This is a genomic window from Delftia sp. UME58 (assembly GCF_014170385.1).
GTDB classification, from domain to species: Bacteria; Pseudomonadota; Gammaproteobacteria; order Burkholderiales; family Burkholderiaceae_C; genus Comamonas; species Comamonas acidovorans.
Genome location: NZ_LZZV01000109.1, coordinates 83,917 through 109,975, shown reverse-complemented (window position 1 = coordinate 109,975; position 26,059 = coordinate 83,917). Strand labels below are relative to the sequence as shown.

Annotated in this window: 23 protein-coding genes; 12 read left to right on the top strand and 11 right to left on the bottom strand. The window is 69.2% G+C overall.

Annotation, left to right across the window (positions count from 1 at the left end):
• Positions 1-17: 17 nt before the first annotated feature.
• Positions 18-1,649, bottom strand: coding sequence for a gamma-glutamyltransferase family protein (locus tag A9976_RS29135; RefSeq protein ID WP_220808949.1), 1,632 nt, complete (start codon positions 1,647-1,649; stop codon positions 18-20).
• Positions 1,650-1,662: 13 nt separating this feature from the next.
• A complete protein-coding gene (locus A9976_RS29130) occupies positions 1,663-2,652 on the bottom strand; it encodes a tripartite tricarboxylate transporter substrate binding protein (protein WP_183021851.1) in 990 nt (329 codons plus the stop codon).
• A gap of 132 nt (positions 2,653-2,784) precedes the next feature.
• On the opposite strand from A9976_RS29130, the gene A9976_RS29125 reads away from it, so the two are divergent.
• Positions 2,785-3,669, top strand: coding sequence for a LysR family transcriptional regulator (locus A9976_RS29125; protein WP_183021850.1), 885 nt, complete (start codon positions 2,785-2,787; stop codon positions 3,667-3,669).
• A 36-nt stretch (positions 3,670-3,705) separates the two neighbouring features.
• Here A9976_RS29125 and A9976_RS29120 read toward each other — a convergent pair whose 3' ends face one another.
• Entirely contained in the window at positions 3,706-4,089 is a 384-nt protein-coding gene (locus tag A9976_RS29120) for a tautomerase family protein (protein ID WP_034395446.1), read from the bottom strand.
• 110 nt (positions 4,090-4,199) lie between these two features.
• On the opposite strand from A9976_RS29120, the gene A9976_RS29115 reads away from it, so the two are divergent.
• The 4 genes from A9976_RS29115 (at position 4,200) to A9976_RS29100 (ending at position 8,326) form a co-directional block, all read left to right on the top strand.
• Positions 4,200-5,057 carry a LysR family transcriptional regulator gene (locus A9976_RS29115; protein ID WP_183021849.1) on the top strand — a complete coding sequence of 286 codons (858 nt, stop codon included), beginning with the start codon at positions 4,200-4,202 and terminating at the stop codon, positions 5,055-5,057.
• Positions 5,058-5,468: 411 nt separating this feature from the next.
• On the top strand, positions 5,469-6,323 hold the full coding sequence (locus tag A9976_RS29110) for an RNA ligase family protein (protein ID WP_183021848.1): 855 nt from the start codon (positions 5,469-5,471) through the stop codon (positions 6,321-6,323).
• Positions 6,324-6,358: 35 nt separating this feature from the next.
• Positions 6,359-7,504 (top strand): AAA family ATPase, encoded by a 1,146-nt coding sequence (locus tag A9976_RS29105; protein WP_183021847.1) that lies wholly within the window; start codon positions 6,359-6,361, stop codon positions 7,502-7,504.
• A gap of 90 nt (positions 7,505-7,594) precedes the next feature.
• The gene (locus A9976_RS29100; RefSeq protein WP_183021846.1) at positions 7,595-8,326 is read left to right on the top strand and encodes an ABC transporter substrate-binding protein; all 732 of its coding nucleotides are present in this window, start codon (positions 7,595-7,597) and stop codon (positions 8,324-8,326) included.
• 3 nt (positions 8,327-8,329) lie between these two features.
• Here the strand turns inward: A9976_RS29100 and A9976_RS29095 are convergent, their stop codons facing one another.
• Positions 8,330-9,496, bottom strand: coding sequence for a metallophosphoesterase (locus A9976_RS29095; protein WP_183021845.1), 1,167 nt, complete (start codon positions 9,494-9,496; stop codon positions 8,330-8,332).
• Positions 9,497-9,717: 221 nt separating this feature from the next.
• On the opposite strand from A9976_RS29095, the gene hrpA reads away from it, so the two are divergent.
• The 4 genes from hrpA to A9976_RS29075 all read left to right on the top strand — a co-directional run bounded on the left by hrpA (position 9,718) and on the right by A9976_RS29075 (position 16,193).
• The gene (hrpA, locus tag A9976_RS29090; protein ID WP_183021844.1) at positions 9,718-13,806 is read left to right on the top strand and encodes an ATP-dependent RNA helicase HrpA; all 4,089 of its coding nucleotides are present in this window, start codon (positions 9,718-9,720) and stop codon (positions 13,804-13,806) included.
• A gap of 266 nt (positions 13,807-14,072) precedes the next feature.
• On the top strand, positions 14,073-14,723 hold the full coding sequence (locus tag A9976_RS29085) for a cysteine hydrolase family protein (RefSeq protein ID WP_183021843.1): 651 nt from the start codon (positions 14,073-14,075) through the stop codon (positions 14,721-14,723).
• 61 nt (positions 14,724-14,784) lie between these two features.
• Complete coding sequence (locus A9976_RS29080; RefSeq protein WP_183021842.1) at positions 14,785-15,687, top strand: LysR family transcriptional regulator; 903 nt, start codon at positions 14,785-14,787, stop codon at positions 15,685-15,687.
• A gap of 2 nt (positions 15,688-15,689) precedes the next feature.
• Positions 15,690-16,193, top strand: coding sequence for a hypothetical protein (locus A9976_RS29075; RefSeq protein WP_183021841.1), 504 nt, complete (start codon positions 15,690-15,692; stop codon positions 16,191-16,193).
• A gap of 1 nt (position 16,194) precedes the next feature.
• Here A9976_RS29075 and A9976_RS29070 read toward each other — a convergent pair whose 3' ends face one another.
• Entirely contained in the window at positions 16,195-16,734 is a 540-nt protein-coding gene (locus A9976_RS29070) for a pyridoxamine 5'-phosphate oxidase family protein (RefSeq protein WP_183021840.1), read from the bottom strand.
• 238 nt (positions 16,735-16,972) lie between these two features.
• Here A9976_RS29070 and A9976_RS29065 point away from each other — a divergent pair, with 238 nt between their 5' ends.
• From A9976_RS29065 to A9976_RS29055, 3 genes are all read left to right on the top strand, one after another.
• Positions 16,973-18,667: a long-chain fatty acid--CoA ligase gene (locus tag A9976_RS29065; protein WP_183021839.1), complete on the top strand. Its 1,695-nt coding sequence runs from the start codon at positions 16,973-16,975 to the stop codon at positions 18,665-18,667.
• A 185-nt stretch (positions 18,668-18,852) separates the two neighbouring features.
• Complete coding sequence (gene blaOXA, locus A9976_RS29060) at positions 18,853-19,653, top strand: class D beta-lactamase (protein ID WP_183021838.1); 801 nt, start codon at positions 18,853-18,855, stop codon at positions 19,651-19,653.
• Between the two features lie 82 nt (positions 19,654-19,735).
• Complete coding sequence (locus tag A9976_RS29055; RefSeq protein ID WP_012206342.1) at positions 19,736-19,954, top strand: hypothetical protein; 219 nt, start codon at positions 19,736-19,738, stop codon at positions 19,952-19,954.
• 74 nt (positions 19,955-20,028) lie between these two features.
• Here the strand turns inward: A9976_RS29055 and A9976_RS29050 are convergent, their stop codons facing one another.
• The 6 genes from A9976_RS29050 to A9976_RS29025 form a co-directional block, all read right to left on the bottom strand.
• On the bottom strand, positions 20,029-21,678 hold the full coding sequence (locus A9976_RS29050) for a PepSY domain-containing protein (RefSeq protein WP_183021837.1): 1,650 nt from the start codon (positions 21,676-21,678) through the stop codon (positions 20,029-20,031).
• Positions 21,675-22,013: a hypothetical protein gene (locus A9976_RS29045; protein ID WP_183021836.1), complete on the bottom strand. Its 339-nt coding sequence runs from the start codon at positions 22,011-22,013 to the stop codon at positions 21,675-21,677. The genes A9976_RS29050 and A9976_RS29045 overlap by 4 nt, the downstream gene beginning before the upstream one ends.
• Entirely contained in the window at positions 21,994-22,266 is a 273-nt protein-coding gene (locus tag A9976_RS29040; protein WP_183021835.1) for a hypothetical protein, read from the bottom strand. Before A9976_RS29040 ends, A9976_RS29045 begins: the two co-directional genes overlap by 20 nt.
• 77 nt (positions 22,267-22,343) lie before the next feature.
• Positions 22,344-24,497: a TonB-dependent siderophore receptor gene (locus tag A9976_RS29035; protein ID WP_183021834.1), complete on the bottom strand. Its 2,154-nt coding sequence runs from the start codon at positions 24,495-24,497 to the stop codon at positions 22,344-22,346.
• Between the two features lie 159 nt (positions 24,498-24,656).
• Positions 24,657-25,556 carry an NAD(P)/FAD-dependent oxidoreductase gene (locus tag A9976_RS29030; RefSeq protein ID WP_183021833.1) on the bottom strand — a complete coding sequence of 300 codons (900 nt, stop codon included), beginning with the start codon at positions 25,554-25,556 and terminating at the stop codon, positions 24,657-24,659.
• A complete protein-coding gene (locus A9976_RS29025; protein WP_063325713.1) occupies positions 25,543-26,028 on the bottom strand; it encodes an Rrf2 family transcriptional regulator in 486 nt (161 codons plus the stop codon). The genes A9976_RS29030 and A9976_RS29025 overlap by 14 nt, the downstream gene beginning before the upstream one ends.
• Between the last annotated feature and the right edge of the window lie 31 nt (positions 26,029-26,059).

Below are 26,059 nucleotides of genomic sequence, written 5' to 3'. Positions count from 1 at the left end.
CGCACTTTCCCTTTCCTCTAGTACCCGGCCGCCAGCCCGTCGCGGCGCGGGTCGCTGGCGATCTGGTAGCCCTCCACGGCGGGATCGCCCATGCGCCAGATGAACTGGCCGGCGCCGAAGTCCTGGTAGGGGTCGTGGATGACCTCCACCTGGTGGCCCAGCGCCTGCAGGCCGGCGATGGTGGCCGGGTCCATGCCGCCTTCCACGTTGATGGCCAGGCCTTCGTTGACGCGCCAGCGCGGCGCATCGCAGGCCGCCTGGGGCGACTGGCGGTAGTCCAGCATGCGCACCACAGTCTGCATGTGGCCCTGGGGCTGCATGTTGCCGCCCATGACGCCGAAGCTCATCACGGGCTGGCCGTCGCGGGTCAGGAAGGCCGGAATGATGGTGTGGAAGGGGCGCTTGCCCGGGCCCACCAGGTTGGCGCGGTTGGGGTGCCGGGGGTCGGTGCCGAAGCCGTGGCCGCGGTTTTGCAGGCTGATGCCGAAGCTCGGCTCCACCACGCCCGAGCCAAAGCCCGAGAAGTTGCTCTGGATGAAGCTGACCATCATGCCGCGCTCGTCGGCCGCCGTCAGGTAGATGGTGCCGCCGCGCACGGGGTTGCCGGCCTTGAAGTCCTGCGCACGGCGCGGATCGATCAGCCTGGCGCGCGATGCCAGGTAGGCGTCGTCCAGCATCTGTGCGGGCGTCACTTCCATGTCCGCATCGGCCACGTAGCGGTAGATGTCGGCAAAGGCCAGCTTCATGGCCTCGATCTGCAGGTGCTGGGAGGCCACGCCATCCACGGGCAGGCTGGCCAGGTCGAAGTTGGACAGAATGCCCAGCGCGATCTGCGCGGCAATGCCTTGCCCGCCCGGCGGGATCTCGTGCAGCGTGTGGCCGCGGTAGTCCTTGGCCAGCGGCTGCACCCATTGCACCTCGTGCGCGGCCATGTCGGCCATGCCCAGGCAGCCGCCGTGCTGCTGCACGAACGAGGTCACGGCCCGGGCAAGCTCGCCTTCATAGAAGGCCTTGCCGCGCGTGGCACCGATGGCGCGCAGGGCGCGCGCTGCGGCGGGAAAGCGGAACAGCTCGCCCACTTCCGGCGCGCGGCCCCGGGGCAGGAAGCTTTCCCTGAACCCCGGCTGCGATTGCAGCTCGGGCGCGCCTGCGGCCCATTTCTGCTGGACCACGGGCGGCACCAGGTAGCCGCGCTCGGCGATCTCGGCGGCCGGCTCCATCAGCGCGTCAAAGGGCAGCTTGCCGAAGCGCTCGTGCAGGGCCACCCAGGCGCTGACGGCGCCCGGCACGGTGATGGAGTCCACGCCCCGGCGCGGCGGCTTGTCCTGGCGGCCGTAGCGCTGGTGGAAGTACTCGGGCGTCCAGCCCTGCGGTGCGCGGCCGCTGGCGTTGAGGCCATGCAGCTCCTTGCCATCCCAGAGGATGCAGAAGGCGTCCGAGCCCAGGCCGTTGCTCACTGGCTCGACGATGGTCATGGCAGCCGCCGCCGCAATGGCCGCGTCCACCGCGTTGCCGCCTGCCCACAGCATGCGCAGGCCGGCCTGCGCCGCCAGCGGGTGGGAGGTGGACACGGCATTGCGCGCGAACACGGGCACCCGCCTGGAGTCGTAGGGGTTGCCGGGAGTGAAGGGAGAGGAAGAGGCGTGCATGAATGAACCTGCCTCAGTCGGCGGTGATGCCCATGGTCTTCACGTCGCGGCTCCAGCGCGTCAGCTCGCGGTCGATCTGCTGCCTGAAGGACTTGGGGTCGCTGGTCTCGGGGTCCAGGCCCTGGGCCTCGAACTGGGCCTGCACTTCGGGGCGCTCCATGATCTTGCGCACTTCCTGGGCCAGCCGCTCGACGATGGCCGGGTCCGTGCCGCCCGTGGTGAACAGGCCGTACCAGGACGTGAAGGCATAGCCGGGCAGGCCGGCCTCGGCGACGGTGGGCACGTTGGGCAGGTTCTTGACGCGCTGTTTCGTGGTCACGGCCAGGATGCGGGTCTGGCCGGTCTTGGCCGAGGTGATGGCGGGCGGAATGCCCGAGAAAATGGCCTGCACCTGGCCACCCGACACATCGGTGATGGCCGGGCCGTTGCCGCGGTAGGGCACGTGCACCAGGTTCACGCCGGCCTGCTGGGCAAACAGTGCGCCGGCCAGGTGCAGCGTGGAGCCGCTGCCCGACGATGCGTAGTTGATGGTGCCCGGCGCCTTGCGCGCGGCATCGATCATTTCCTGCACCGTCTTGTAGGGCAGGGCGGCGTTCACCAGCAGCGCGTTGCCGGACTCGGCCACCAGGGTGATGGGCTCCAGGTCCTTGCGCGGGTCGAACGACAGCTTCTTGGCCAGCACGGGCGCCACGGTGTTGCTGCCGATGGAGCCCAGCAGCAGCGTGTAGCCGTTCTTGGGCGCCTTGGCCACCACCTCGCTGGCGATCAGGCCGCCCGCGCCGCCGCGGTTCTCCACCACCACGCTCTGGCCCAGGCGCTGCTGCAGCTCCTTGGCCAGGATGCGGGCCACGATGTCGTTGGCGCCGCCGGCGGCAAAGCCCACCATGATCTTCAGCGGCTGCGAGGGCCAGGCATCGGCGGCGGGCGCGGCCCAGCCGGGCGTGGCGCAGGTCAACAGGGCGGCGCAGCAGACGAGCAGGCGGCGGGACACGGGTGCGGGCATGGATATCTCCAGAAATCCGGGAAGTGGGAGGGTGCGATCAGGAGGATCGGCTATCGGTTGCCAGCGATTTTGATGATAGAAACTGTTTGGTGAAAGCTGGAATTTCTTACGAATCTTGAAAGCAAAACTTTTATGCCAAGCCTGCGCATTCTTCGCACTTTTCTGGCCGTGGCGGCCGAGGGCTCCTTCACCGCCGCCGGACAGCGCGTGGCGCTGACCCAGGTGGCCGTGGGGCTGCAGATGCGCACGCTGGAAAACGACCTCAAGCGCAAGCTGTTCGCGCGCCAGGGCAAGCTGGTCACGCTCAACGAGCAGGGGAGGGCGCTGGTGCCCATTGCCACCCAGCTGGTGGCGCTGTACGAGCAGGCCAAGCACGGCACGCGGGCCGATGCACCGCTGGCCGGCACCGTGCAGTTCGGCTCCATCGTCTCGGCGCTGAGCCAGCTGGTGCGCGCCACGCTGGAGCTCAAGCGCCACCATCCGGCGGTGGACCTGCATGTGGTCTCGGGCAAGTCCAACCGGCTGATCGCCCAGGTGGAGAACCATGAGCTGGACGCGGCCGTGGTGGTCTGCAACCCGGCCATCAAGCGCCCCTCGCTGGTGTGGACGCCGCTGTATGCCGAGCCCATGGTGCTGCTGGCGCCGCGCGCCGCCCGGCCCGCGGCGCCCGCCGACATGGTGGAGCGCTATCCCTTCATCCGCTTCGACCGTACCGAGCACACGGGCGAGCTGGTGGAGCGCACGCTGCGCCGCCTGCGCGCCAAGCCCCAGGAGTTCCTGGAGCTCAACTCCATCGAGACCATCGTGGAGCTGGTGCGCGACGGCATGGGCGTGGCCATGCTGCCCAATCTGGCGCGGCATGGCTGGGAGGGCGACCCGCGCCTGCGCGTGCTGCCCGTTGCCCAGACCGCCGAGAGCCGGCAGATCGCCCTGGTGCAGCTGCGCACGGCGGCGCGTGCCGAGATCATCACCGCCGTGGGCCAGCAGTTCGTGGCGGCGCTGGCGGTGCCGGCCTGAGCGCGGCGCTGTAGGTGTCGCGCCGATCCGCGTGTCTTAAGTTGCGTATTGCGCGAGCCCATGGCCCATGGACCAGTTCTCCTTGTCCACCTCGACCAGGTTGACGAACACGTCCTCGGGCCGCAGGCCGGGGCTTTCGACCAGCAGCTCGGCGATGCGGCTGAACAGCGCCTTCTTCTGCTCCAGGCTGCGGGTGTTGCTGACCGTGAGCTGCACCAGCACCAGATCGTCGCTGCGCGCCACGCCCAGGTAGGAGGCGCCGTAGCGGAAGTTGTCGCCGTCATGCTCGGTGATGGTCATGAACTGGTCGTCCTCCGGCACGTTGAAGGTCTCGCGCATGGCGCGGTAGAGGCTGTCGCAGATGGCCTGGCGGTAGGCGGGGGACTTGCCGGCGCGCATGTTGATCCGGGTCATGGGCATGGTGTGGCTCCTTTGCGTTGCGTTGCTTTGCGTTGTGGGAGCCTCGAAGGTAGGCCGTGCCAGCTATTTTGAAAAGCCATGATTGCTGATATCAGTAATAATGGATTGCAATGATTCAACGACCCCTCGACCTGGATGCCGTGCAGAGCTTCGTGCACATCGCGGAGCTGGGCAGCTTCACGCGCGCGGCCGAAGCCATGCAGACCACGCAGGCCGCCGTCAGCCTCAAGCTCAAGCGGCTGGAGCAGCGGCTGGGATGCCGGCTGGTCGAGCGCACGCCGCGCCACGTGCAGCTGTCGGCGCTGGGCGCCGACTTCCTGCCCCATGCGCGCGAATTGCTGCAGGTCCATGAGCGTGCACTGGCGCTGGCCGTCAGCACGCGCCAGCGGCTGACCATCGGCATCAGCGACCACGTGGCCGGGCCTGAGCTGCCGACACTGATCGCCCGCATGAATGCGCAGGATCCGCAGCTGCTGATCGACATCCGCATCGCATCGTCCGGCCCGCTGCTGCAGGGGTTTGACCGGCGCGAATACGACACGGTGATCGTTCGCACGCATGCCGGGCGTGACGACGGCGAGCTGCTGGCCGAGGAGCCCTTCGGCTGGTTCGCCGCGCCCGGCTGGCAGCACCGCGCGGGCGAGCCCCTGCCGCTGGCCACGCTGGCCGAACCCTGCGGCGTGCGCGCCATGGCCGGGCAGCTGCTGGATACGGCCCGCATGCCGTGGACCGAGGTGTTCGTGGGCGGCGGCGTGGCCGCTGTCTCGGCCGCCGTCATGGCGGGGCTGGGCGTGGCCGCGCTGGCGCCGCGCATGCTGGCCCTGGGCGCCGTGGACGTGGGCCCGCGCCTGGGCCTGCCCACGCTGCCGCGCCTGCCCGTGCTGCTGCACACCCGCGTGCGCGAAGGCCGGCCGCGCGCGGCGCTGGATGCGCTGGGCGCCGCCTTCAAATCCGCCGTGCGTGGCTAGCAGCCAACAATCGGCCCGGCATGGCACGCAGCCGCTTGTGCCTGCGGGGCAACGGGCGATAGACTCGCACCCCTCCCATCCACCCTCACCCTTTCGAGGTGCACCATGCCCCGCCGCACAGCTTCCTGCTGAACGACTTCGTCACACGCTGATCCTGGCCTTGCCACGGATGTCTTTTGCGTGTGCGCTGCGGTGCGTGGCCTTTTGAGGGCTTGCGGCTGACCGTCCGGTTTGCGGACGGCCCCGACAGTCCTGCCATCTTCCCCTTCGACAGCCTGCCGGCCCGGCCAACACGGGCCAGGCCGCGCTGTCGCTGCATCCCCTGCATTGCGGCGCCTGGCGTCGTCGTCGGCTTTTCCCGCCCCATGGCATGGCGCCGTGGGGTGCTGCATCGTTTTCGGAAAGCACGACATGACCCCATCCATTTCTCCAGGCCCTCGCTTTCTTTCGAGCGTCGAGATCCTCAAGTACCCCCGCACGCCGCACCTGCGCGGCTCGCGCCTGCAGTCCGGCGACCAGGACGACGCCGTGCCCTATGAGCGGCTGGCCGGCCGTCACATCGTCGTCGAGGAAAAACTCGACGGCGCCAACGCCGCGCTGAGCTTTGCCGGCGACGGGCAGCTGCTGCTGCAGTCGCGCGGCCACTACCTGGACAGCGATCGGCCCGGCGGGCGCGAGCGCCAGTTCAACCTCTTCAAGCAATGGGCCCAGGCCCATGAGGGCGCGCTGCTGTCCCTGCTGGACGACCGCTACCAGGTGTTCGGCGAGTGGATGTACGCCAAGCACTCGCTGTTCTACGACGCGCTGCCGCACTGGTTCTGCGAGTTCGACATCTGGGACCGCTCGGAGCGCTGTTTCCTGGACACGCCGCGCCGCCATGCCCTGCTGGCCGGCGTGCCCGTGGTCTCGGTGCCCGTGCTCTACAGCGGGGCGGCGCCCCGGCGCATGCAGGACCTGCTGGCGCTGCTGGCCCCCTCGCTGGGCCGCAGCGCGCGCTGGCGCCAGGCCTTCGAGCAGGTGGTGGCCCGTCAGAAGCTGGACCTGCCGCTGTGCTGGCGGCAGACCGACGGCTCCGAACTGGCCGAGGGCCTGTACCTCAAGGTGGAGGAGGACGGCCAGACCGTGGCGCGCTACAAGTTCGTGCGGCCGGACTTCGTGCAGGTCATCCTCGACTCGGGCTCGCACCACAGCGAGCGGCCCATCGTGCCCAATGGACTGCGCGAAGGCGCCGACATCTTTGCGGCCGACATTCCAAAAAGCTGGTGAGGCCTGCAGCGCAGACCCATCGCAAGGAGATTTCCATGACGAACTGGAAACAGATCCAGTCCCTGGTGCCGCAGCCCGGCGCCGACCCCGACTTCGCGGCCTGCCTGGCCGCCTTTCCCCAGCTGGAGCTGGCCAAAACCACGCCGCAGGACCCGGTCTACCACGCCGAAGGCGATGTCTGGACGCACACGCAGATGGTGGTGCGCGAGCTGCTGGCCGACCCCGGCCATGCGGCGCTCACCGCCACCGAGCGCGAGACGGTCTTCCTGGCCGCGCTGCTGCACGACGTGGCCAAGTGCTCGACCACCGTGGTGGGCGAGGACGGCCGCATCGGCCAGCCCGGCCATTCGCGCCGGGGTGCGCTGGATGCGCGGCTCATGCTCTGGGAAGCCGGTGCGCCCGTGGACCAGCGCGAGGCCATCTGCCGGCTGATCGCCGTGCACCAGGTGCCGTTCTTCGCCTTTGCCGATTCGCGGCGCGGCCTCTCGCCCGAGTTCATCGTGCGCGAGCTGTCCTGGCAGGCGGACCTGCACCTGCTCACCCTGCTGGCGCGGGCCGACATGCGCGGGCGCATCTGCCCGGACATCGCGTCCGTGCTGGTCAACATCGAACTGGTACGCGAGTTCGCGCTGGAAGAGGGCTGCCTGCGCACGCCACGCCGCTTTGCCTCGGCAGAGACGGCGGTGCGCTACTTCCGCGGCGCGCAGCTGCATCCCGACTATGCGCTGCACGAGCAGGCCGGCTCGCGCGCCATCGTCATGTGCGGCCTGCCGGCCAGCGGCAAGAACACCTGGGTGGCCGCCCACCACGGCGACCTGCCCGTGGTCTCCTTCGACGATGCGCGTACGGAGCTGGGCCTGCGCCACGGCCAGAACGAGGGCGCGGCCGCCCACCATGCCGTGGACAAGGCCAAGGCCCTGCTGCGCGCGGGCCAGCCCTTCGTCTGGAACGCCACCCACCTGTCGCGCCAGATGCGCGGCAAGACCGTGGACCTGTGCCTGGCCTACGGCGCCCGCGTGGAACTCGTGCACCTCGAAGCCAGCCGCCCAACCCTGCTGGCCCGCAACCGCGCGCGCGACACCACGCTGACCAACGCGGCCCTGCTCAGCCTGCTGCAGCGCTGGGATGTGCCTTTGCCCACCGAGGCGCATGCGCTGTCGCTGCTGGTCAATGAGGGATAGGTCGGGGGCGCCGGGAGCGGGTGGATAGGGCGTGGGAGGCGGCCACCGGCAGTGCGATACTGCGGCGGATTTCAACCACGGGACCGATCCATGACACCGTCTTCCCAGCTGCTGTCCACCCTCGCGCCGCTTGGCCGCATCCGCGCCTCCATCAACACCGGCAATCCCATCCTTGCGCGGCTGCAGGCCGATGGCCAGCCCGCAGGCGTGTCCATCGACCTGGCCCGGCGCCTTGCGCAGCAGCTGGGGCTGGAGCTGGAGCTGGTGGTCTTCGACACGGCCGCCAAGTCGGTGGATGCCGTCACGCGCGAGGAGGCCGACTTCGGCTTCTTTGCCGTGGACCCCGTGCGTGGCGCGGGCATCGGCTTTACCGCGCCCTATGTGCTGATCGAGGGCAGCTACCTGGTGCGCCAGGATTCGCCGCTGACCGACAACGCCCAGGTGGACCGGGCCGGGCACACCGTGGTGGTCGGCAAGGGCAGCGCCTATGACCTGTACCTGAGCCGAGAGCTCAAGCATGCGCAGATGGAGCGCGCCGTGTCCTCGCCCGCCGTGGTGCAGACCTTTGTGGAATCGACGGCCGACGTGGCCGCCGGCGTCAAGCAGCAATTGGAGGCCGATGCCGCACGCCTGCCCGGCCTGCGCCTGCTGCCGGGCCGCTTCATGGTGATCCAGCAGGCCATGGGCCTGCCCAAGGGGCGCGGCGACGAGGCCCTGCGCGTGCTGGCGGCCTTTGTGGAAGAGGCCAAGGCCTCGGGCTTTGTGGCCGAGGCACTGCAGCGCCACGGCATCCAGGGCGCTGCGGTTGCGCCTGCGGCCTGAAGGTCAGGCCCCGCGCAGCACCAGCAGGTCGATGCTGGCCGGCACGCCCAGGCGCACGGCAAAGCCGGCCCACAGGCCCGCGCCGGAGCTGACGAAGAGCTTCATGGCGCCTACCTCGTACTCGCCGCGCACGAAGCCGTCATTGGCGGGGGCCACCAGCCATTGGTCCATGCCCAGGATCAGGCCGCCGTGCGTGTGGCCCGACAGCTGCAGGCCCACGCCGCGCGCCGCGTTGTCGCGGGCGGTCCTGGGCTGGTGGGCCAGCAGCAGATGGTATTGCGCACCGGCCTCTTTGGCCTGGCGGGCCACGGTGTCGATGTCGGGCGGCACGCCTTCGGGCACGGACGGGTCGGTGTTCTGGCGCGACAGGCGGCCATAGGCCGGATCGCCGATGCCCGACAGCGCCAGGCGCGCGCCCTGCACATCGATCAGCTGCATGCGGTTTTCCAGCAGGTTCAGGCCCAGGCGGCGGAATTCGGCCATCCAGGCGTCGTAGCCGCTGTAGTACTCATGGTTGCCGGGCGCGGCCCACACGCCGTGGCGTGCCTTGAGCTGCGCCAGCGGCGCGACGTTGGCGCGGCCGCTGTCCACGTCGCCGTCCACCATGTCGCCGGGCAGCACGATGAGGTCGGGCCGCGCCTCCAGCGTGCGCTCCACGATGGTCTGCACATAGCGCGCGTCGTTGATGGGGCTGGCGTGGATGTCGGCCAGCACGGCCACGCGCAGGCCTTCCATGCCGGCGGGCAGGCCGGGCAGGCGCAGCGTGCGCTCGTGCACTTCGGGCGGGCGCAGCGCATTGGCCACGCCCCAGGCCGACAGCAGGCCCGCCAGGGCCAGGGCGCCGGTCGTGAGCAGCGGGGTGTGCAGGCGCCGCTTCCAGTCCTCGCGCCGGGCCACGGCGGCCAGCGCCCAGAGGCCGTCGCGCAGCACGATGAAGACGGCCAGCATCAGCAGCAGGGCCAGCACCCAGCCGCCCGGCACCTGCAGATAGGCCAGCGTGCGGTACTCGACCGTGCCCTCGCGCAGCAGCACCAGCAGCAGGGCGGGCGTGCAGCCCAGGGCCGCCGTGGCGACGGCCGCCATCAGGCGTGCGCGGCGCGGCATGGAGCGCACGGGCCACCACAGCCACAGGGCCAATAGCGGAATGACGAGGGCGGCAAGAGAAACCATGGGGAGCAGATCGAGGAAGGCGAGGGGGCGAGGACGGCGGCCAGGGCTGGGGCAGGCGGCATGGCGAGCGTCGATTGTGCGCAATGCCTTGCATGCCGCCGGCCTGCCCTGGCGAAGGCCCTGGCATGCGGGGGTTTTCATGCGGACGGCACAGGCCAGGCGTATGGAAATCCGCAGCCGTGTGGCGCCGCCGGCATGGCGCGGGGATAATCCAGCCCCTTATGCCTTTGAAGATCAGCTTCCCTGAATCCCTGCCCGTATCCGCCCGCCGTGAGGAAATCATGGAGGCCATGGACCGGCACCAGGTCATCATCGTGTGCGGCGAGACGGGCTCGGGCAAGACCACGCAGCTGCCCAAGATCGCGCTGGCGCTGGGCCGGGGCAAGGTCAACGCCACGCCCGACGACAAGGGCCAGGTGCGCGGCCACCTGATCGGCCACACGCAGCCGCGCCGCATTGCCGCCAGTTCGGTGGCCAAGCGCATTGCCGAGGAGCTGAACACGCCGCTGGGCGATGTGGTGGGCTACAAGGTGCGCTTCCAGGACCGGCTGTCCAAGGACGCCTCGGTCAAGCTGATGACGGACGGCATCCTGCTGGCCGAGACGCAGACCGATCCGCTGCTCAAGGCCTACGACACGCTGATCATCGACGAGGCCCACGAGCGCAGCCTCAACATCGACTTCCTGCTGGGCTACATCAAGCAGATCCTGCCCCGGCGCCCCGACCTCAAGGTGGTGGTGACGTCGGCCACCATCGATGCCGAGCGGTTCTCCAGGCACTTCGAAGGCCCCAAGGGGCCTGCGCCCGTGATCATGGTCTCGGGCCGCACCTACCCCGTGGAGATGCGCTGGCGCCCGTTCGAGGAAAAGCGCGACCACGACCTCAACGATGCCATTGCCGAAGGCGTGGACGAGCTGTGGGCCGGCGGCGCGGGTGGCGACATCCTCGTTTTCCTGCCCGGCGAGCGCGAGATCCGCGAGGCCGCCGACCACCTGCGCAAGCACCTGGCCCAGCAGCCCGTGCTGCGCCATGCCGAGGTGCTGCCGCTGTTCTCGCGCCTGTCGCAGGCCGAGCAGGACCGCATCTTCGACAGCCACACGGGCCGGCGCATCGTGCTGGCCACCAACGTGGCCGAGACCTCGCTGACCGTGCCCGGCATCCGCTATGTGATCGACGCGGGCACGGCGCGCGTCAAGCGCTATTCCTTCCGCAGCAAGGTCGAGCAGCTGCTGGTCGAGCCCATCAGCCAGGCGGCGGCCAACCAGCGCGCGGGCCGTTGCGGCCGCGTGGCCAACGGCATCTGCATACGCCTGTACGACGAGGCCGACTTCGGCACGCGCGCGCGCTTCACCGACCCCGAAATCCTGCGCTCCTCGCTGGCCGGCGTCATCCTGCGCATGAAGTCGCTGGGCCTGGGCGACGTGGTGAACTTCCCCTTCCTCGAATCGCCCTCGGGCCGCGCCATTGCCGACGGCTACCAATTGCTGGGCGAGCTGGGCGCCGTGGACGAGCGCGGCGAGCTGCTGCCCATGGGCCGCGAGCTGTCGCGCCTGCCGCTGGACCCGCGCGTGGGCCGCATGATCCTGGAGGCACGCACGCGCGGCGCCGTGGCCGAGGTGCTGGTCATCGCATCCGCCCTGTCCGTGCAGGACGTGCGCGATCGGCCGCTGGAGGCCCAGCAGCAGGCCGACCAGCAGCACGCCAAGTTCGACGACGAGAAAAGCGAATTCAGCGGCTACCTGCGCCTGTGGAAATGGCTGCAGGATGCGCGCGGCGGCAAGGTGGTGGCCAAGAGCCGCAAGGAAATGGCCGGCGCCCAGGCCCCGGCCGCCAAGCCGTCGGCGCGCAATGCCGCCTTCCTGCCCGTGGCCCAGCGCAGCGGCGGGCAGAGCGTGGCCGCCCCGGCGGCCGAGGCGCTGGCGGCCTTCCATCCGCAGTACACCGGCCCCGGCACGGATGACGAGCCCTCGCACAAGCTCAGCAACCGCCAGTGGGAGCAGCTGCTGCGCCAGAACTTCATCAACATCCGCCGCGTGCGCGAATGGCGCGACATCCACTCGCAGCTGCTGACCGTGGTCAACGAGCACAAGTGGAAGATCAACACCGAGGCCGCAGGCTACGACGCCGTGCACCTGTCCATGCTGTCCGGCCTGCTGGGTAACCTGGGCTACAAGGGCGACGAAAGCGATGCCTACCTGGGTGCGCGCGGCATCCGCTTCCATCCGCACCCGGGCGCCCACCTGTCCAAGAAGCCGGGGCGCTGGATCGTTGCGGCCGAGCTGGTGGAAACCTCGCGCCTGTACGGCCGGGGCATCGCCGCCATCGATCCGCAGTGGCTGGAGGAAGTCGGCGCCCACCTGCTCAAGAAGCAGCTGCTCGATCCGCACTGGTCCAAGAACCAGGCCGACGTGGTGGCGCTGGAGCGCGCCACGCTCTACGGCCTGGTGGTCTACAACGGCCGCCGCATGAGCTATGGCCGCATCGATCCGCAGTCCGCGCGCGAGATCTTCATCCGCCAGGCTCTGGTGGAGGGGCAGTGGGATACGCGCTGGCACTTCCTGCCCGCCAACCTCAAGCTGGTGCGCAAGGTCGAGGAGCTGGAGCACAAGAGCCGCCGCCAGGACGTGCTGGTCGATGACGAGCTGATCTACGCCTTCTACGACCAGCAGATCCCCAAGGACGTGTTCAGCGGCGCCACCTTCGACCATTGGTTCCGCGAGGCGGCCAAGGAAAACGCCGACCTGCTGCGCCTTTCGCGCGACGAGCTGATGCGCCACGAGGCGGCCGGCATCACCACCCAGGCCTTTCCCAAGGTGGTCAAGCTCGGCGGCGTGGACTGCACGGCCAGCTACCTGCACAGCCCGGGCGACGCGCGCGACGGCATCACCGTCACCGTGCCGCTGTTCGTGCTCAACCAGGTCAGCGACGAGCGCGTGGAATGGCTGGTGCCCGGCATGCTCAAGGACAAGCTCCAGGCCCTGCTCAAGAGCCTGCCGCAGCGCCCGCGCAGCCGCTTCGTGCCCCTGCCCGAAAGCGCCCAGCGCCTGGCCGAACTCTTCACCACGCCCGAGCGCTGGGGCCAGGGATCGCTGATCGATGCCCTGCTCAAGCAGGTGCGCGACGAGACCTCGCTGGACGTCAAGCGTGCCGACTTCAAGCTGGACATGCTCAGCCCGCACCTGTTCATGAACTTCCGCATCACGGACGAGCATGGACGCCAGCTGGGCCAGGGCCGCAACCTGGGCGCGCTCAAGGCCGAACTCGGCGCCAAGGCGCGCGGCGCCTTCCAGGCGCTGGCCGCGCTGAAGGTGGCTTCGGTCACGGAGGCTGCGGCCCCGCCTGCCGCCGCGCCCGAAGCCGGCAAGAAGGCGGCATCTGGCGCCCGGCAGGACAAGGCGGCAAAGCCTGAAAAGGCGGACCAGGCCACGCCTGCCAGCAACGCCAAGCCCAGCCAGCCCGCCGACAGCCGCTACAAGGAATGGAGCTTTGGCGAGCTGCCCGAGCTGATGGAGATCGGCCGGGGCGGGCAGACGCTGATCGGCTTCCCGGCGCTGATCGATCACGGCGATGCCGTCGGCATCGAGGTCTTCGACGAGCCCGAGGTTGCGGCCGCCCGCCACCGCGTGGGCCTGCGCCGCCTGTTCGCGCTGCAGATCCGCGACGCGCTCAAGTACCTGGAAAAGAACATTCCGGACCTGCAGAAGATGGCCGTCGCCTACATGCCGCTGGGCACTCAGGAGGAACTGCGCGAGCAGATCATCGACGTGGCCATAGACCGCGCCTTCCTGCAGGAGCCGCTGCCCACCAACGACGCGCAGTTCAAGCAGCGCGTGCAGGATGGGCGCGGACGCCTGACGCTGATCGCCAACGAGGTGGCGCGCATGGCCTCCACCATCCTGGTCGAGTACGCGGCGGCGCAGCGCAAGATCAAGGACACCAAGAACGCGCCTGATGCCACGGCCGACGCCGCCCAGCAACTGCAGCGCCTGGTGCCCAAGAACTTCATCGCGGCCGCGCCCTGGACCCAGCTGCAGCATTACGCGCGCTACCTCAAGGCCATCACCAGCCGGCTGGACAAGTACCGCGCCGACCCCGCGCGCGACGCCAGCCGCCTGACCGAGCTGCGCCCGCTGGAGCAGCGCTACTGGCGCCTGGTGGCCGAGCGCAAGGGCCACATCGATGCGCGCATGCAGGAGTACCGCTGGATGCTGGAGGAGCTGCGCGTGAGCTTCTTCGCCCAGGAGCTGCGCACGCCGTACCCGGTCAGCATCAAGCGGCTGGACAAGGTCTGGCAGCAGCTGCAGAACTAGCGCCGCGCCGGCCTGCGGCCCTTTCTTGAGCGGGAGGGCCGCAGGCCATGTTTCAATGCGACATCGCCACCTTCACCGGCACGCGGCCGGTTGAAGCGATGCAAGGCCCAAGGCCGTATGCGCCATCACAGAGATGGCGCATTTTTCAAAGCATGGGCGATCTGTGCAGAACCCGCACAGATGCTGGCCGCTCCATGGCGTTGCGGCGGGCCCTGTGCGTTTCTAGACTGCAGGCATCAACCACTTCACGTTTTCAGGAGCACTGCATGTCCCTCGCAGAACAGGCCAGCCAGGCCACCCAATCCACCGGCCATCCCACCCTCCGAGCCCTGTCCGGCGCGCCGGCGCGCAGCCAGTTGCCACGGGGTGCCACGGCGTTGCTGGTCATCGACTTCCAGAACGAGTACTTCAGCGGCCGCCTGCCCATCCCGCGCGGCCCGCAGGTCCTTGAGCAGGCCCGGCGCCTGCTGCAATGGGCCGATGCCGGGCAGGTTGCCGTGTTCCACATCCAGCACATTGCCCCCGAAGGTGCGCCCGTGTTTGCCGTCAATGGCAGCACCGTCCAGTTCCACCCCGACCTGCAGCCGCGCGCGGGCGACACCGTGGTGCAAAAGCGCAGCGTCAGCGCCTTCGTCGGCACCGACCTGGCCGACCAGCTGCGCGCGCGTGGCATCACCACCGTGGTCATCTGCGGCCTCATGACCCACGCCTGCGTGGCCGGCGCCGCACGCGATGCCGCGCCGCTGGGCTTCGAGGTCGTCGTTGCCAGCGATGCCGTGGCCACACGTGCCATCACGCGCAGCAACGGCGAATCCGTGGACGCCGACAGCCTGCACCGTGCCGCGCTGGCCGAGATCGAGGATGTGTTCGGCGATGTCATGTCCACGGACGGCATCCTGGCGCTGGCGCTGCGCTGAGCGGGCTGGGCGGCATCGGAGGTCCATGCCCCACAATCCCCGCCAAAGGAGTGCATGAGCAATGGACAGATGGCAAGCCATGCGGGTGTTCTGCGGCGTGGTGGACGCGCAGGGTTTCACGGCGGCCCAGGACCGGCTGGGCATGACGCATTCCACGGCGTCGCGCCATGTCAAATGGCTGGAGTCGGAGCTGGGCACGCAGCTGCTGCAGCGCAATTCGCGCGGGCTGAGCCTGACCGATGCGGGGCGCAGCTACTACCTCAGTTGTGTGCAGTTGCTGGAGCAGCTCGATGCGGCCGAGGCCGCACTGGCGCAGCGCCGTGCGCGCGTTGCGGGCGTGTTGCGCATCACGCTGCCGCTGGCCGTGGGCGCCATCGAGCTGGGCGACTGGCTGCCCGAGTTCGAGCAGCAATTCCCCGATCTGGAGCTGCAGCTGCTTTGCACCGACCGGCTGGTGGACCTGGTGGCCGAGGGCGTAGATGCGGCCGTGCGCATCAGCCGCCAATTGCCTGACAGCGGGCTGCAGGCGCGGCTGCTCACGCATTCGCCGCTGGTGCTGGTGGCGTCGCCCGCCTACTTGATGCGCCAGGGCGTGGTGCAGGCGCCCGAGCAATTGGCAGAGCACCGCGCCCTGGCCTTTGCGGCGGGCCCGGCCCCATTGCGCTGGAGCGTGGTGTCCGCGCAGGGCGCCGTCACCGAGGTGCAGCCGCACACGGCGCTGCGCACCGATTCGGTGGCCACCATCTTCGAGGCCGCACGCGCAGGCCGGGGCATTGCTGCGCTGACCTGGCATACCGTGCGCTCGGCCGTGGAGCGCGGCCAGCTGGTGCGGGTGCTGCCCTGTTTTCATCTGGGGCAGTACAGCTACCACGCGCTGTATCCGCGCACGCGGCATCTGCGCCCGGCCGTGCGCGCGTTTGTGGATTTCATGGCGCGGCGCTATCGGCAGGGGTCGGGCGGCTGAGCATGGTCTTCTGGAGCCGGCCACTGGATGCGCAGGAGCAGGCCTTTGTGCGCACGCATTTCGGCGCCTCGCTAGATGCGCTGCTGCCGCGCCTGCGCCTGTACCAGCGGCGCCTGGGCGATACGCGCAGGGCGCTGTCCATGAATGGCGGGCGCATCTTCATGCCGCGCGCCTTCTTCACGCAGTCCGATCCGCACCAGCCGCTGCGCCTGGTGCATCCGGAGATCGCAGGCATCTTTGCCCATGAGCTGCTGCACCAGTGGCAGCGCCTGCAGGGCATGCCCGTCACGCGGCAGGCCGCCTGGCTGCAGTTCAAGGCGCTGTGCGCGCGCGGCGATCCCTATGCCTATGAGCGCTGCGACGATCCCCGGCGCATGCTGCGGCGCTTTGTCCATGCCCAGGTGGAGCAGCAGGGCCAGATGTGGGAGGACCATGTGCGCGCCTGCGTGGCGGGGCAGGGCGATGCGGCGGGCGCCCTGATCGCGGCCCACGTGCGGGGCGAGTGAGTCAGTTGGCCGGGATGCTCAGTGCTTCGATCAGGTCATGGGCCGACACATCGCGCGCCGCGCCAAAGCCCGCCACGTGCCGGGCGATGGATGGCGTGATGCAGACAAAGCGGAAGTCGCCCAGATCGGTCATGAACGCGGCTTCGGGGAAGCGCAGCACATAGCTGTCGCGCGCGCCATCGGCCAGCACGCTGCCGGGCGGCGGCGTGCTGGCCACGCCTTCGATGGCCACGCGCTCCAGTGCATGCACCCCCTCGCCGTCCACTTCGGCCGCGCACACCAGCAGGCTGACGGCCGGGTGCAGCTCCATGGCCCGCGTGTGCGCTGCCAGTGCGCTCACGTGCAGCACAAAGCAGCCAAACTGCGCATTCCAGGCCCAGGGCACCATGGACAGCCGGGGGGCGGGCAGTGCATCTCCAGCCCCGGGGGCAGGGGAGTCGGCGGGCTGGGTGGCCAGGGCCGCGCTGCGGTGGCGGACCAGCAGATCGCGCAGCGACAGCTGCAGGCGGGACAGGCGGGGCATGGCGGGCGTGGAGGGCATGGCGCCATCGTACCTGTGGCGTACTTGTGGCGTACTTTTGACTTGCCCGTGGCCGGCTTGCGAAAGCAGAAGGCGAGTTGCGGTGGCGTCGGTATGCCATGGGCGCGCAAGCGTCACTTTGGCGACGATCTCCTGGGGCCTTCCCCAATGCCGGGAACCGGGTGTGGGCCTAGCCTCGCTGGCAAGGCGGATTGCCGCCGTCCCTTCCACTCACCGACACTTCAAAGCCCATCCACCCATGTCCTCCCAGCCCGCGCACCACGCTTTCTGGCCCAGCCGCCTGCCCCATTCCATCACCGTGCCCGCCACCAGCGTCTGGGACAACCTGGCCGTCAATGCGCGCCGCTACCCGGACAAGGCAGCCATCCGCTACTTCGGCAGCTCCATCAGCTACCGCGAGCTGTGCGAGGGCACGGAGCGCATGGCGGCCTACCTGCACGGCCTGGGCGTGCAGCGCGGCGACCGCGTCATTTTGCTGATGCAGAACACGCCGCAACTCATCCTGGCGCACTACGCCATCTTCCGTGCCAATGCGGTGGTGGTGCCGGTCAATCCCATGAACATGGCCGAGGAGCTCAGGCACTACATCACCGACGCCGACGCCAAGGTCGCCATCACCACGGCCGACCTGGCCCCGGAGCTGGCCAAGGCCAGCAATGCGCTGGCGCCCGGCCAGCGGCTGGAGCACCTGGTCGTCACCCAGTTCACGGACGCCTTCGATGCCGGGGTGCAGGGCGACGACGCCCCGCCCGTGCAGTGGCACGACTGGCTGCTGACCCGGCGTGAGCCGGCCGTGCTCGATGGCGGCAGCGTCCACACCTGGCAGCAGGCCCTGGCCTGTACCGACGCCGCGCCGCCCCATGTGGTGGGCCGCGACGACATGGCCGTGCTGCCCTACACCAGCGGAACCACGGGCCATCCCAAGGGCTGCATGCACCCGCACCGCTCCATCAACCACAACGCCGTGGCGGGCAGCTACTGGGGCAGCGGCACCAGCGAGGCGGTCGTGCTGGCCGTGGTGCCCATGTTCCACATCACGGGCATGGTGTCGGTGCTGCACACGGCCATCTTCATGGGCGCCACCGTGGTCGTCATGCCGCGCTGGGACCGCGAATTGGCCGGGCGGCTGATCTCGCGCTACCAGGTCACCAACTGGACCAACATCCCCACCATGGTCATCGACCTGCTGGGCAGCCCCAACTTTGCGCAATTCGACCTCACCAGCCTCAAGTACATCGGCGGCGGCGGTGCGGCCATGCCCCAGGCCGTGGCCCAGCGCCTGCTGGAGCAATACGGCCTGCGCTTCAGCGAGGGCTACGGCCTGACCGAGACGGCCGCACCCACGCACAGCAACCCGTTCGAGCATCCAAAGCAGCAATGCCTGGGCATTCCCTTCATGAGCACCGAGGCGCGTGTCATCGACCCCGAAACCGGCGCCGACGTGCCGCAGGGCGAGCAGGGCGAAATCGTCGTCCACGGCCCCGAGGTCTTCGACGGCTACTGGAAGCGGCCCGACGCCACGGCCCAGGTCTTCATGGAGATCGACGGCAAGCGGTTCTTTCGCACCGGCGACCTGGGCCACGTGGACGAGGACGGCTACTACTTCATCACCGACCGCCTCAAGCGCATGATCAACGCCAGCGGCTTCAAGGTCTGGCCGGCCGAGGTCGAATCGCTGATGTTCCGCCACCCCGCCATCCAGGAAGCCTGCGTGATCTCCACGCGCGACGCCTACCGGGGCGAGTCGGTGAAGGCGGTCGTCGTGCTGCGCGCCGGCAAGGAAGACACCACGGCCGAGGACATCATCCAGTGGTGCCGCGAGAACATGGCCGTCTACAAGGCGCCCAAGATCGTGCAGTTCGTCAAGGCCCTGCCCAAGAGCGGCAGCGGCAAGGTGATGTGGCGGCAGCTGCAGGAGGCGGAGGCTGGCTGACTGGCCCTCAGGGCCTCAAAGGCTAGAGCCCTAAGCCCTTGCCCTTGCCCTCGGCGCGTTCCTGACGCGGCCGCCGAGGACGCTGTGGGGATGTTTGCTGCATGGGCGCTGCGAATGCTGCGCGCGCATCTATGATCGCGCGCCAGACACTCACACTGCATCAGACAGCACACAGTACACAGCACATGCATGGATTTCCTGGGTCCGCTGCCACGGTCGTGGCGGCATTTTTTTGCCTTCCCGCTTGCGCGCACGAACTGTGCACCATCGTCGCCGACGCCGACACGGGCCAGTCCCTGGTGCACAGCGGCCCGGCCTGTGCCGAGCGCGTCACGCCGGCCTCCACCTTCAAGATCGCCATCAGCCTGATGGGCTATGACGCCGGCATCCTGCAGGACGAATCCCGGCCCGCGTGGCCGTACCAACCGGAGTATCCGGACTGGGGCGGCGATGCCTGGCGGCGAGAGATCACGCCCCAGGCTTGGATGAAGGACTCGGTGTTCTGGTACTCGCAGCAGGTGGCGCGGGAGCTGGGCCAGCAGCGGTTTGGCGCCTACGTGAGGGCCTTCCAGTACGGCAACGAGGATGTCTCCGCCGTTGCCGTGGCCCATCCCGGCCACAACGGCGCGTGGGTGGTGTCCTCGCTGCGCATCTCGGCGGCCGAGCAGGTGGCCTTCATGCGCAAGATCGTGCGCCGGGAACTGTCTGTGAGCAGTCAGGCCATCGACATGACTGCGCGCATCACCCGGCACCCCGTGCCTGTGGACGGCTGGACCGTGCATGGCAAGACCGGCACCGGGTCGCCCGGCAGCGACAACCGCTACGATGCCAGCCGGGCCTACGGCTGGTATGTGGGCTGGGCCACCAAGGACCAGCGCAGGCTGGTGTTCGCCACGCTGATCCAGGATGAGCAGGCTCGAAAGCCCAATGCCGGCCTGCGCGCACGCGATGCCCTGCTGCAGCGATTGCCTGCTGCGGACCGCTGACAATGCACGGGCGTTTCCTTTCCGCACCTCTCCCGCACATCTCCCGCACATCTCCTGCACAAGAGCGACAGACCGACACCCGATGAAGACCATTGACGAAATGCTGAACCTGGACCTGCTCACCCCCGAGCAGCACGTTGAGATCAGCGACTGGATTGCCCGCGCCAACTCCCCCGAGGAAATACTGCAGATGCCAGCCCCCCTGTGGCAGGCCGTGGAGCGGGCCAGCGAGGCCATGGGCGTCAATGCCGATCTCCTGCGCCCACCCTCGCTGGATGCGGGCGGCGCCGTTTTCGGATAGACCCGGCAGCAGGGGATGGGCCGGCCCACCAGGCAACCGGCCCACCTGCGCACTCCCATGGCGTGCCGGCCAGCTCAGCTGGCCGGTGCCGGTGAGTCCTTGGTGTCCTGAGGCGCCAGCCTGTCGCGCGGCGCGGACCACACGCTGTCCTGCGGGCCGCTGCGCGTGCGCCGTGCCGTGGCACGCGCCATCCAGGCCAGGGCCAGCACGCCGGCCGCGGCCGTCAGGTCCAGGCCGATCAGCGAGGTGTCCACCCACGCGCCGGTGCCTGGCGCCAGCCAGCCCAGCAGCGATGACAGCGCGATCGCGGCCGTGCAGGCGGCGGCCAGCCACAGCAAGGCCGGGGCCGCGCGCGCCGCGCCGCGCACGAAGGCCCAGGCCATGCTGGTGAAGAACACGGCGTAGTAGATGCCCATGTGCCATGCGGCCAGGTCATCGACGCGGCCCGGCAGCCACTTGGCGGCGGCAATGGTGGCGGAAATGCCGGCCACGCAGCCCAGGCAGACGCCGACGGTGGCCGAGGCCATGAGGGCCGTGTCGCGCCGCTGCACGGGCATGTCTGCGCCCTTGCGCTGGGCCTTGCGCCGCGTCTCCACCCACAGCAGATTGCCGCCGTAGAACAGCCACGCGCCCGCCAGGCCCAGCAGGAAGTACAGCCACCAGACCGCGAGTCCGCCGAACGAGGCCATGTGCAGCGCGAAGAAGCTGCTGATGAACAGGTTGGGCGTGCTCTGCCCGCCCGAGAGGTAGTCGGCCGAGAGCAGCTTTCCGCTGTAGGGATCGAGCATGGCAAAGCCACCCACGGCGCGCGGCGATACGGCCTGGGGATTCCTGCCCCAGACGCGCACGGTGGGCCTGGGGCCGGTGACCTGGGCGTACTGCAGTCTTTCGGGCTCGAAGCCGGGCGCGGCGGCCTTGACGATCTCCACCAGCTGCGAGGGCTTGAGCATGTCGGCCGGGTTGCGCGCGGGCGCATCCGGGGCCTTGCCCGATGGGCGCGCAAAGGTCTGGGCCCATTGGCCTTCGTGGATCAGCCTGTCCTGCACCTCGAAGATCTGGTCGTGGTAGGCGAAGACCACGGCGCTCAAGGCCATGACGATGTGAAAGGGCAGGCTGACGATGCCCACCACGTTGTGCGCGTCCAGCCACATGCGCTTGAGGTTCCTGCCCACGCGCAGGGCGAAGAAGTCCTTGACCAGCGAGGGCAGCAGGATCACCACGCCCGACACCAGGGCCAGGAAGTACAGGGCCGAGATCGCTCCCATGATCCAGCGGTTGGGGTCCGAGTCCACGGGCAGGCCGACCACGCGGTGCAGCACGTCGATGAACTCCACCAGGCGGGACGGACGCTGCTCATCGACTTGTACGCTGCCGTCGGCCGCGAGCCGTGCCGTGTAGTGGCGTACGGCGCTTTCGTCATGGTCGTCGGCCTTGGGATCGCGCACCTGCCATTGCAGGCGCGGTATGGCGTTGTCGCCCTGCAGCTGCACGATGGCGCCGCGCGCGGCCGCCGGCGTGCTGGCCAGGGTCCGGGCGATCAGCGGCTGCACCTCGTCCATGGGCACGGCCTGCACCACGGCGGCCGGCGGCGTGGACCATCGCCGGATGGGCTCCTTGAACACCGTCAGCGCGCCGGCATAGAAGGCAATGAACAGCGCCATGCCGCTGAGGATGCCCGTCCAGGTATGGACGGATTTGTAGATGCGGATGTAGTCGGCTCTCATGACACGGCTCCCACGCTGCCCAGCGTTGCGGCGCGTACCAGCCACCATGCGGCCAGGGCCAGCGCGTTGGCCCCGCCCAGCCAGGCCCAGGCGCGCAGGCCGCTGGAGAAGAAATACACCAGGGACTGCACCAGCAGCCAGACCGGCGGCACCAGCCACATGACCAGCTGCCCGCTCACCGCCAGCGGCATGTCGTGCAGCAGGGCGGCCAGCAGGCCGCTGGCACTGATCGCCAGGCCCGGGCCGAGCAGCAGGCCGGCCAGGGTCTTGGAGATCCAGTCCGGCCGGATGGGGGCCGGCTTGCGCGGGCGGGCCTCAGGGTGTGCGTCGGCCATGGAACAGCGCTCCGATATAGGGCAGCAGGGCGAAGGCCAGCATCAGCAGGGTGAGCCAGGTGAAGGTGGCGGCCAGCGCCCGCATGTCCTGGGCGAACGCCAGCCAGCCGGCGGCGAGCAGGGCAACGCTCGTGAGCCGGGCAGGCCAGCGCGGCCAGGCGGCCGCCCACAGCCTCTGGTTGGGCGAGGCCGCATAGATGCACAGGCAGGCCAGCGAGGTGGCAAGCAGGCCGGCGACGGTGAAGAACGGCATGGAAATTCGATCGTGGGAAGCAAAAGACCCGGCGGGACACATGCGCCCCGCCGGTTGGCCTGCAAGGCGTCAGGCGGTCAGAACGACACGGTCGCCGACAGCCTGAAGGTGCGCGGTGCGCCGGGCATGACGAAGCCGTCGGTGAACATGCCGATCCAGTAGTTCTTGTCCGTCACGTTCTCCACGCTGGCATTGAAGCGCACGGGCGTGGCGCCGAACCTGGTCTCGTACTTGGCCATCAGGTCGAAGCGGTTCCAGGCCGGGGCGCGCAGCTTGTTGCCGGAGTCCACCCACTGCGAGCCGGTGTACAGCACGCGGCCGCCGAACGACAGGCCCTGCACGGGCGTCTCCCAGTCGATGCCGATGCGCGCGCGCAGCTTGGGCACGCCGTAGTTCTCACGGCCGGAGTTGATCTGGCGCGACTTGATGTACTCCACCCCGCCCAGCAGCGACAGCGTCTGCGTGAGCTTGCCGAAGGCGCTCCACTCCAGGCCCTTGAGGCGCTGCTCGCCATCGAGCACCTGGGCATTGCCGCCGTTGGTGATGATGGACGGCTTTTCGATGCGGAAGGCGCTCAGCGTGTGCGTGGTCTGGCCCGCCTGCAGCTTCACGCCCACCTCGCCCTGCTTGGTCTGCATGGGCGCCAGGGTCTCGCCGGTGTTGGCAAAGCCCGCGCCCACGGTGCGGCCGGGCTCCAGGCCTTCGGTGTAGTTGGCATACAGCGAGACGTTGTCGCCCCAGGGCCGCACGACCAGGCCGGCCATGGGCGAGACGCGGCTCTTGCTGTAGTTGGACGACACGCCGTTGACCAGCGGCGTCTTCACCGTCTGGTGGCGTGCGCCCAGCGTCAGCAGCACCTTGTCGTTGGCGAAGCTCATCACGTCGGCCAGGGCCAGCGAGCGGAATTCGTTCTCGGTGGTGTAGCCCTTCCACTGCGGCGCGCCCGGGAAGGTGGGCGTCGTCGGCTCGTACATGTTGGTGGTGTAGCAGTAGTTGCAGGCCGTGTTGTAGGTGCCTTCCTTGTGCTTGAGGATGTTGAACGACAGTTGCAGACGGTGCTGCACGCTGCCCGTATTCAACTTGCCGATGACGCCGGCCTCGGCCGTGCGGCGCTCGGATTCGGTGTGCACGTTGTAGATGGCGCCGCGCGTGGTGCCGTCCAGGCCCGTGACGATGGCGCGGGTGCCGAACAGCAGGCCCTTGCCCTGCGCCTCGGAGGCGCCGAAGGCGAAATAGCCCTGCCAGTTCTGCGTGAAGTCCACTTCGGCGCGCGCCAGCAGGCCGCTGTTGTCGTACTGGCCGTGGGTGCCGCGGAACATGTTCACGTCGCCGCCGGGCGGTGCCAGCAGCCGGCCCACGCCGGGAATGGCCGCGCTGCCCAGGAAGCTGAACATGCCCGGGCTGCCGCCGTCGATCTTGGTGATGCTGTTGTACAGGTCCAGCGAGAAGCGGGCCCTGTCGCCCAGGTAGTCCAGGCCCAGGGCGCCCACGCGGCGCTTCTGGCTCTCGTCCTTGGCGCCCATGTCGCCCGAGCCGTAGACGCCGTTGAAGCGCAGGCCCAGCCGCTGCTCGGGGCCGAAGCGCCTGCCCACGTCGGCATGCATCTGCAGGTAGGAGTCCGAGACGTAGGTGGCCGTCAGGTCGGCCATGGGCTGGGCCAGCGCGCGCTTGGTGACCATGTTGACGGAGCCGGCCACGCTGGCCAGCGGCGGCATGCCGGACAGCAGCACGTTGGGGCCGCGCATCACCTCCACGCGCTCGAACATCTCGATGGGCACCGAATTGGCCGGAGCCACGCCGTACAGGCCGTTGGTGGCGATGTCCATGGCCGTCACATCCAGGCCGCGCAGGTTGAAGTTCTGCAGCAGGTGTCCCTTGTTGGTGGTGAAGACCACGGCCGCATCGTTTTCCAGCACATCCTGCAGCGACAGGGCGGACCAGTCCTCGGCCAGCTCGCGGGTGTAGGCGTTGACATGCACCGGCGCGTCCACGATGGAGGTGGCGCCCAGAATGCCCAGGCGTGCACCCTTGGCGGCCTTGCGCCCCGGTGCCAGCGTGGGCAGGTCCTCGCGCTCGTACTTGTCGCGCACGTCGATCTGCGACAGCGTCGGCGTCGTTGCGGTCGGCGCCTGCGCTGCATCCTGTGCGATCGCCGTGGACCCGGCGCCGGCGGCCAGCATGGCCAGAACAATGGAGTTGAACCGCAGCGTGCGGCCGTTGGTGGTGTGCATGGACTGGACTCTTGATGTTGTAGATGTCAATGAGAATCAGTCTTAATTATATTTTCGGATTTAGTTAGCATGGGAAGTTGTTGTATCCACGCATCGTCCGTCAGGCTGTTGATCTGCGTCCATGCACGGGCCCAAGGTCCGCCCCCCATCACCACCCCATCACCACCCCATCATCGACCGGTGCGCGCCAATGCCTGCCATGGCGCCATCGCTCACCGCCATGGCCACGTTGCCGGCTGCGCGGGCCGCGTCGCCGCAGGCGAACACGTTGGGGACGCTGGTCGCCTGGCCTTCTGCCATTTTGATGAAGGGCCCCATGGGGCCTTCTTCCAGGGCACATCCCAGTTGCTCGGCCACGGGGCTGGCGATGCGGGTGCGCGGCTGGGTGAACAGGCCGTCCATCACCAGGCGGCGGCCATCCTGCAGCACTACGTCGGCCCGGCCTTCCAGGCGGGCGATGGGCGTGGACTCCACCTGGGTGCCCCGGCGCGCAAGGGTGGAAAGCTCTTCGGCGCCGGGCGTGTAGGCGCCGTTGAGCAGCAGCGTGGTCTGGCCCCAGTCGGGCAGCATGACGGCGTGGTGGTGGGCCAGGGCCGAGCTGGCGATGATGCCGATGCGGCCCGCATTCATCTCGTAGCCGTGGCAGTACGGGCAGTGAAAGACGCTGCGGCCCCAGCGCTCGGCCAGTCCCGGCACGGGCGGCAGGCTGTCATGCACGCCCGGCGCCAGGACGAGGCGGGCGGCGCTGATGGCCGTGCCCGCTGCACGGAACTCCAGCCGGCCATCGGGCGCTACGCGGGCGTCCCCGGCCGTGCCGTCCAGCCACTGCACGGTGGGATAGGCCATCAGCTGCTGCCGGGCCTGGGCGGCGATCTGGCCGGGGGCCACGCCATCCTGGGTGAGAAAGCCGTGCGACGTCTCGCCGGCCTGGTCCACGAAGCGGTTGCGCCGCAGCCCGGCATCGACCACCAGCACCTGGCGGCGCGCACGCGCCAGTTGCAGCGCGGCGGACAGGCCGGCATAGCTGCCGCCGATGACGGCGAAATCAACGTGTTTCATGCGAGTGCTCCTGCAGTTGGTGCCAGCCCTGGCCGCCCGCTGCGCGATGGCGGGCCAGGCGGGCGTGGAAGTCGTGGGACAGGGCAGCCAGCGTCACCGTGCCCAGGCGTGCGAGCAGGGCGGCCTCGGCCTGCTGCACGGCGTTGCTCAGGGCTTCGTTCACGGCCTGGGCGACCAGGCATTCGGGCCGGTCTTCCCGGAAGCCCAGCGCCACCAGGCCGGGCGCGCCCAGGGCCTCATGCACGTCGCGCAGCGTGGTGCGGTCCAGTTCGCAAGAAAGCACCCAGCCCCCGCCATGGCCCTTGGCGGAGGTGACAAGGCCTGCATCGCGCAGGCCCGACATCAACCGGCGCAGCACGACCGGGTTGGTCTGCAGCGCGGCGGCGAGCATGTCGGAGGTGGCAGGTCCATCGCCCTCGGCCATGTGCAGCAGCACATGGAGGACGTCCGAGAATTGGCTGTTCTGTTTCATGCAACATTATTTGTTGCATGAGTGTGGCCTT

What these genes read in the sequence shown, in the direction of transcription:
- A9976_RS29080 (WP_183021842.1), top strand. Translation starts at nt 14,785, where the DNA reads ATGGACAGATGGCAAGCCATGCGGGTGTTCTGCGGCGTGGTGGACGCG.
- A9976_RS29135 (WP_220808949.1), bottom strand. Translation starts at nt 1,649, where the DNA reads ATGCACGCCTCTTCCTCTCCCTTCACTCCCGGCAACCCCTACGACTCC.
- A9976_RS29105 (WP_183021847.1), top strand. Translation starts at nt 6,359, where the DNA reads ATGACGAACTGGAAACAGATCCAGTCCCTGGTGCCGCAGCCCGGCGCC.
- A9976_RS29040 (WP_183021835.1), bottom strand. Translation starts at nt 22,266, where the DNA reads ATGCCGTTCTTCACCGTCGCCGGCCTGCTTGCCACCTCGCTGGCCTGC.
- A9976_RS29030 (WP_183021833.1), bottom strand. Translation starts at nt 25,556, where the DNA reads ATGAAACACGTTGATTTCGCCGTCATCGGCGGCAGCTATGCCGGCCTG.
- A9976_RS29120 (WP_034395446.1), bottom strand. Translation starts at nt 4,089, where the DNA reads ATGCCCATGACCCGGATCAACATGCGCGCCGGCAAGTCCCCCGCCTAC.
- A9976_RS29115 (WP_183021849.1), top strand. Translation starts at nt 4,200, where the DNA reads ATGATTCAACGACCCCTCGACCTGGATGCCGTGCAGAGCTTCGTGCAC.
- hrpA (WP_183021844.1), top strand. Translation starts at nt 9,718, where the DNA reads ATGCCTTTGAAGATCAGCTTCCCTGAATCCCTGCCCGTATCCGCCCGC.
- A9976_RS29085 (WP_183021843.1), top strand. Translation starts at nt 14,073, where the DNA reads ATGTCCCTCGCAGAACAGGCCAGCCAGGCCACCCAATCCACCGGCCAT.
- A9976_RS29065 (WP_183021839.1), top strand. Translation starts at nt 16,973, where the DNA reads ATGTCCTCCCAGCCCGCGCACCACGCTTTCTGGCCCAGCCGCCTGCCC.
- A9976_RS29045 (WP_183021836.1), bottom strand. Translation starts at nt 22,013, where the DNA reads ATGGCCGACGCACACCCTGAGGCCCGCCCGCGCAAGCCGGCCCCCATC.
- A9976_RS29050 (WP_183021837.1), bottom strand. Translation starts at nt 21,678, where the DNA reads ATGAGAGCCGACTACATCCGCATCTACAAATCCGTCCATACCTGGACG.
- A9976_RS29100 (WP_183021846.1), top strand. Translation starts at nt 7,595, where the DNA reads ATGACACCGTCTTCCCAGCTGCTGTCCACCCTCGCGCCGCTTGGCCGC.
- A9976_RS29130 (WP_183021851.1), bottom strand. Translation starts at nt 2,652, where the DNA reads ATGCCCGCACCCGTGTCCCGCCGCCTGCTCGTCTGCTGCGCCGCCCTG.
- A9976_RS29055 (WP_012206342.1), top strand. Translation starts at nt 19,736, where the DNA reads ATGAAGACCATTGACGAAATGCTGAACCTGGACCTGCTCACCCCCGAG.
- A9976_RS29070 (WP_183021840.1), bottom strand. Translation starts at nt 16,734, where the DNA reads ATGCCCTCCACGCCCGCCATGCCCCGCCTGTCCCGCCTGCAGCTGTCG.
- A9976_RS29075 (WP_183021841.1), top strand. Translation starts at nt 15,690, where the DNA reads ATGGTCTTCTGGAGCCGGCCACTGGATGCGCAGGAGCAGGCCTTTGTG.
- A9976_RS29110 (WP_183021848.1), top strand. Translation starts at nt 5,469, where the DNA reads ATGACCCCATCCATTTCTCCAGGCCCTCGCTTTCTTTCGAGCGTCGAG.
- A9976_RS29125 (WP_183021850.1), top strand. Translation starts at nt 2,785, where the DNA reads ATGCCAAGCCTGCGCATTCTTCGCACTTTTCTGGCCGTGGCGGCCGAG.
- A9976_RS29025 (WP_063325713.1), bottom strand. Translation starts at nt 26,028, where the DNA reads ATGAAACAGAACAGCCAATTCTCGGACGTCCTCCATGTGCTGCTGCAC.
- A9976_RS29095 (WP_183021845.1), bottom strand. Translation starts at nt 9,496, where the DNA reads ATGGTTTCTCTTGCCGCCCTCGTCATTCCGCTATTGGCCCTGTGGCTG.
- A9976_RS29035 (WP_183021834.1), bottom strand. Translation starts at nt 24,497, where the DNA reads ATGCACACCACCAACGGCCGCACGCTGCGGTTCAACTCCATTGTTCTG.
- blaOXA (WP_183021838.1), top strand. Translation starts at nt 18,853, where the DNA reads ATGCATGGATTTCCTGGGTCCGCTGCCACGGTCGTGGCGGCATTTTTT.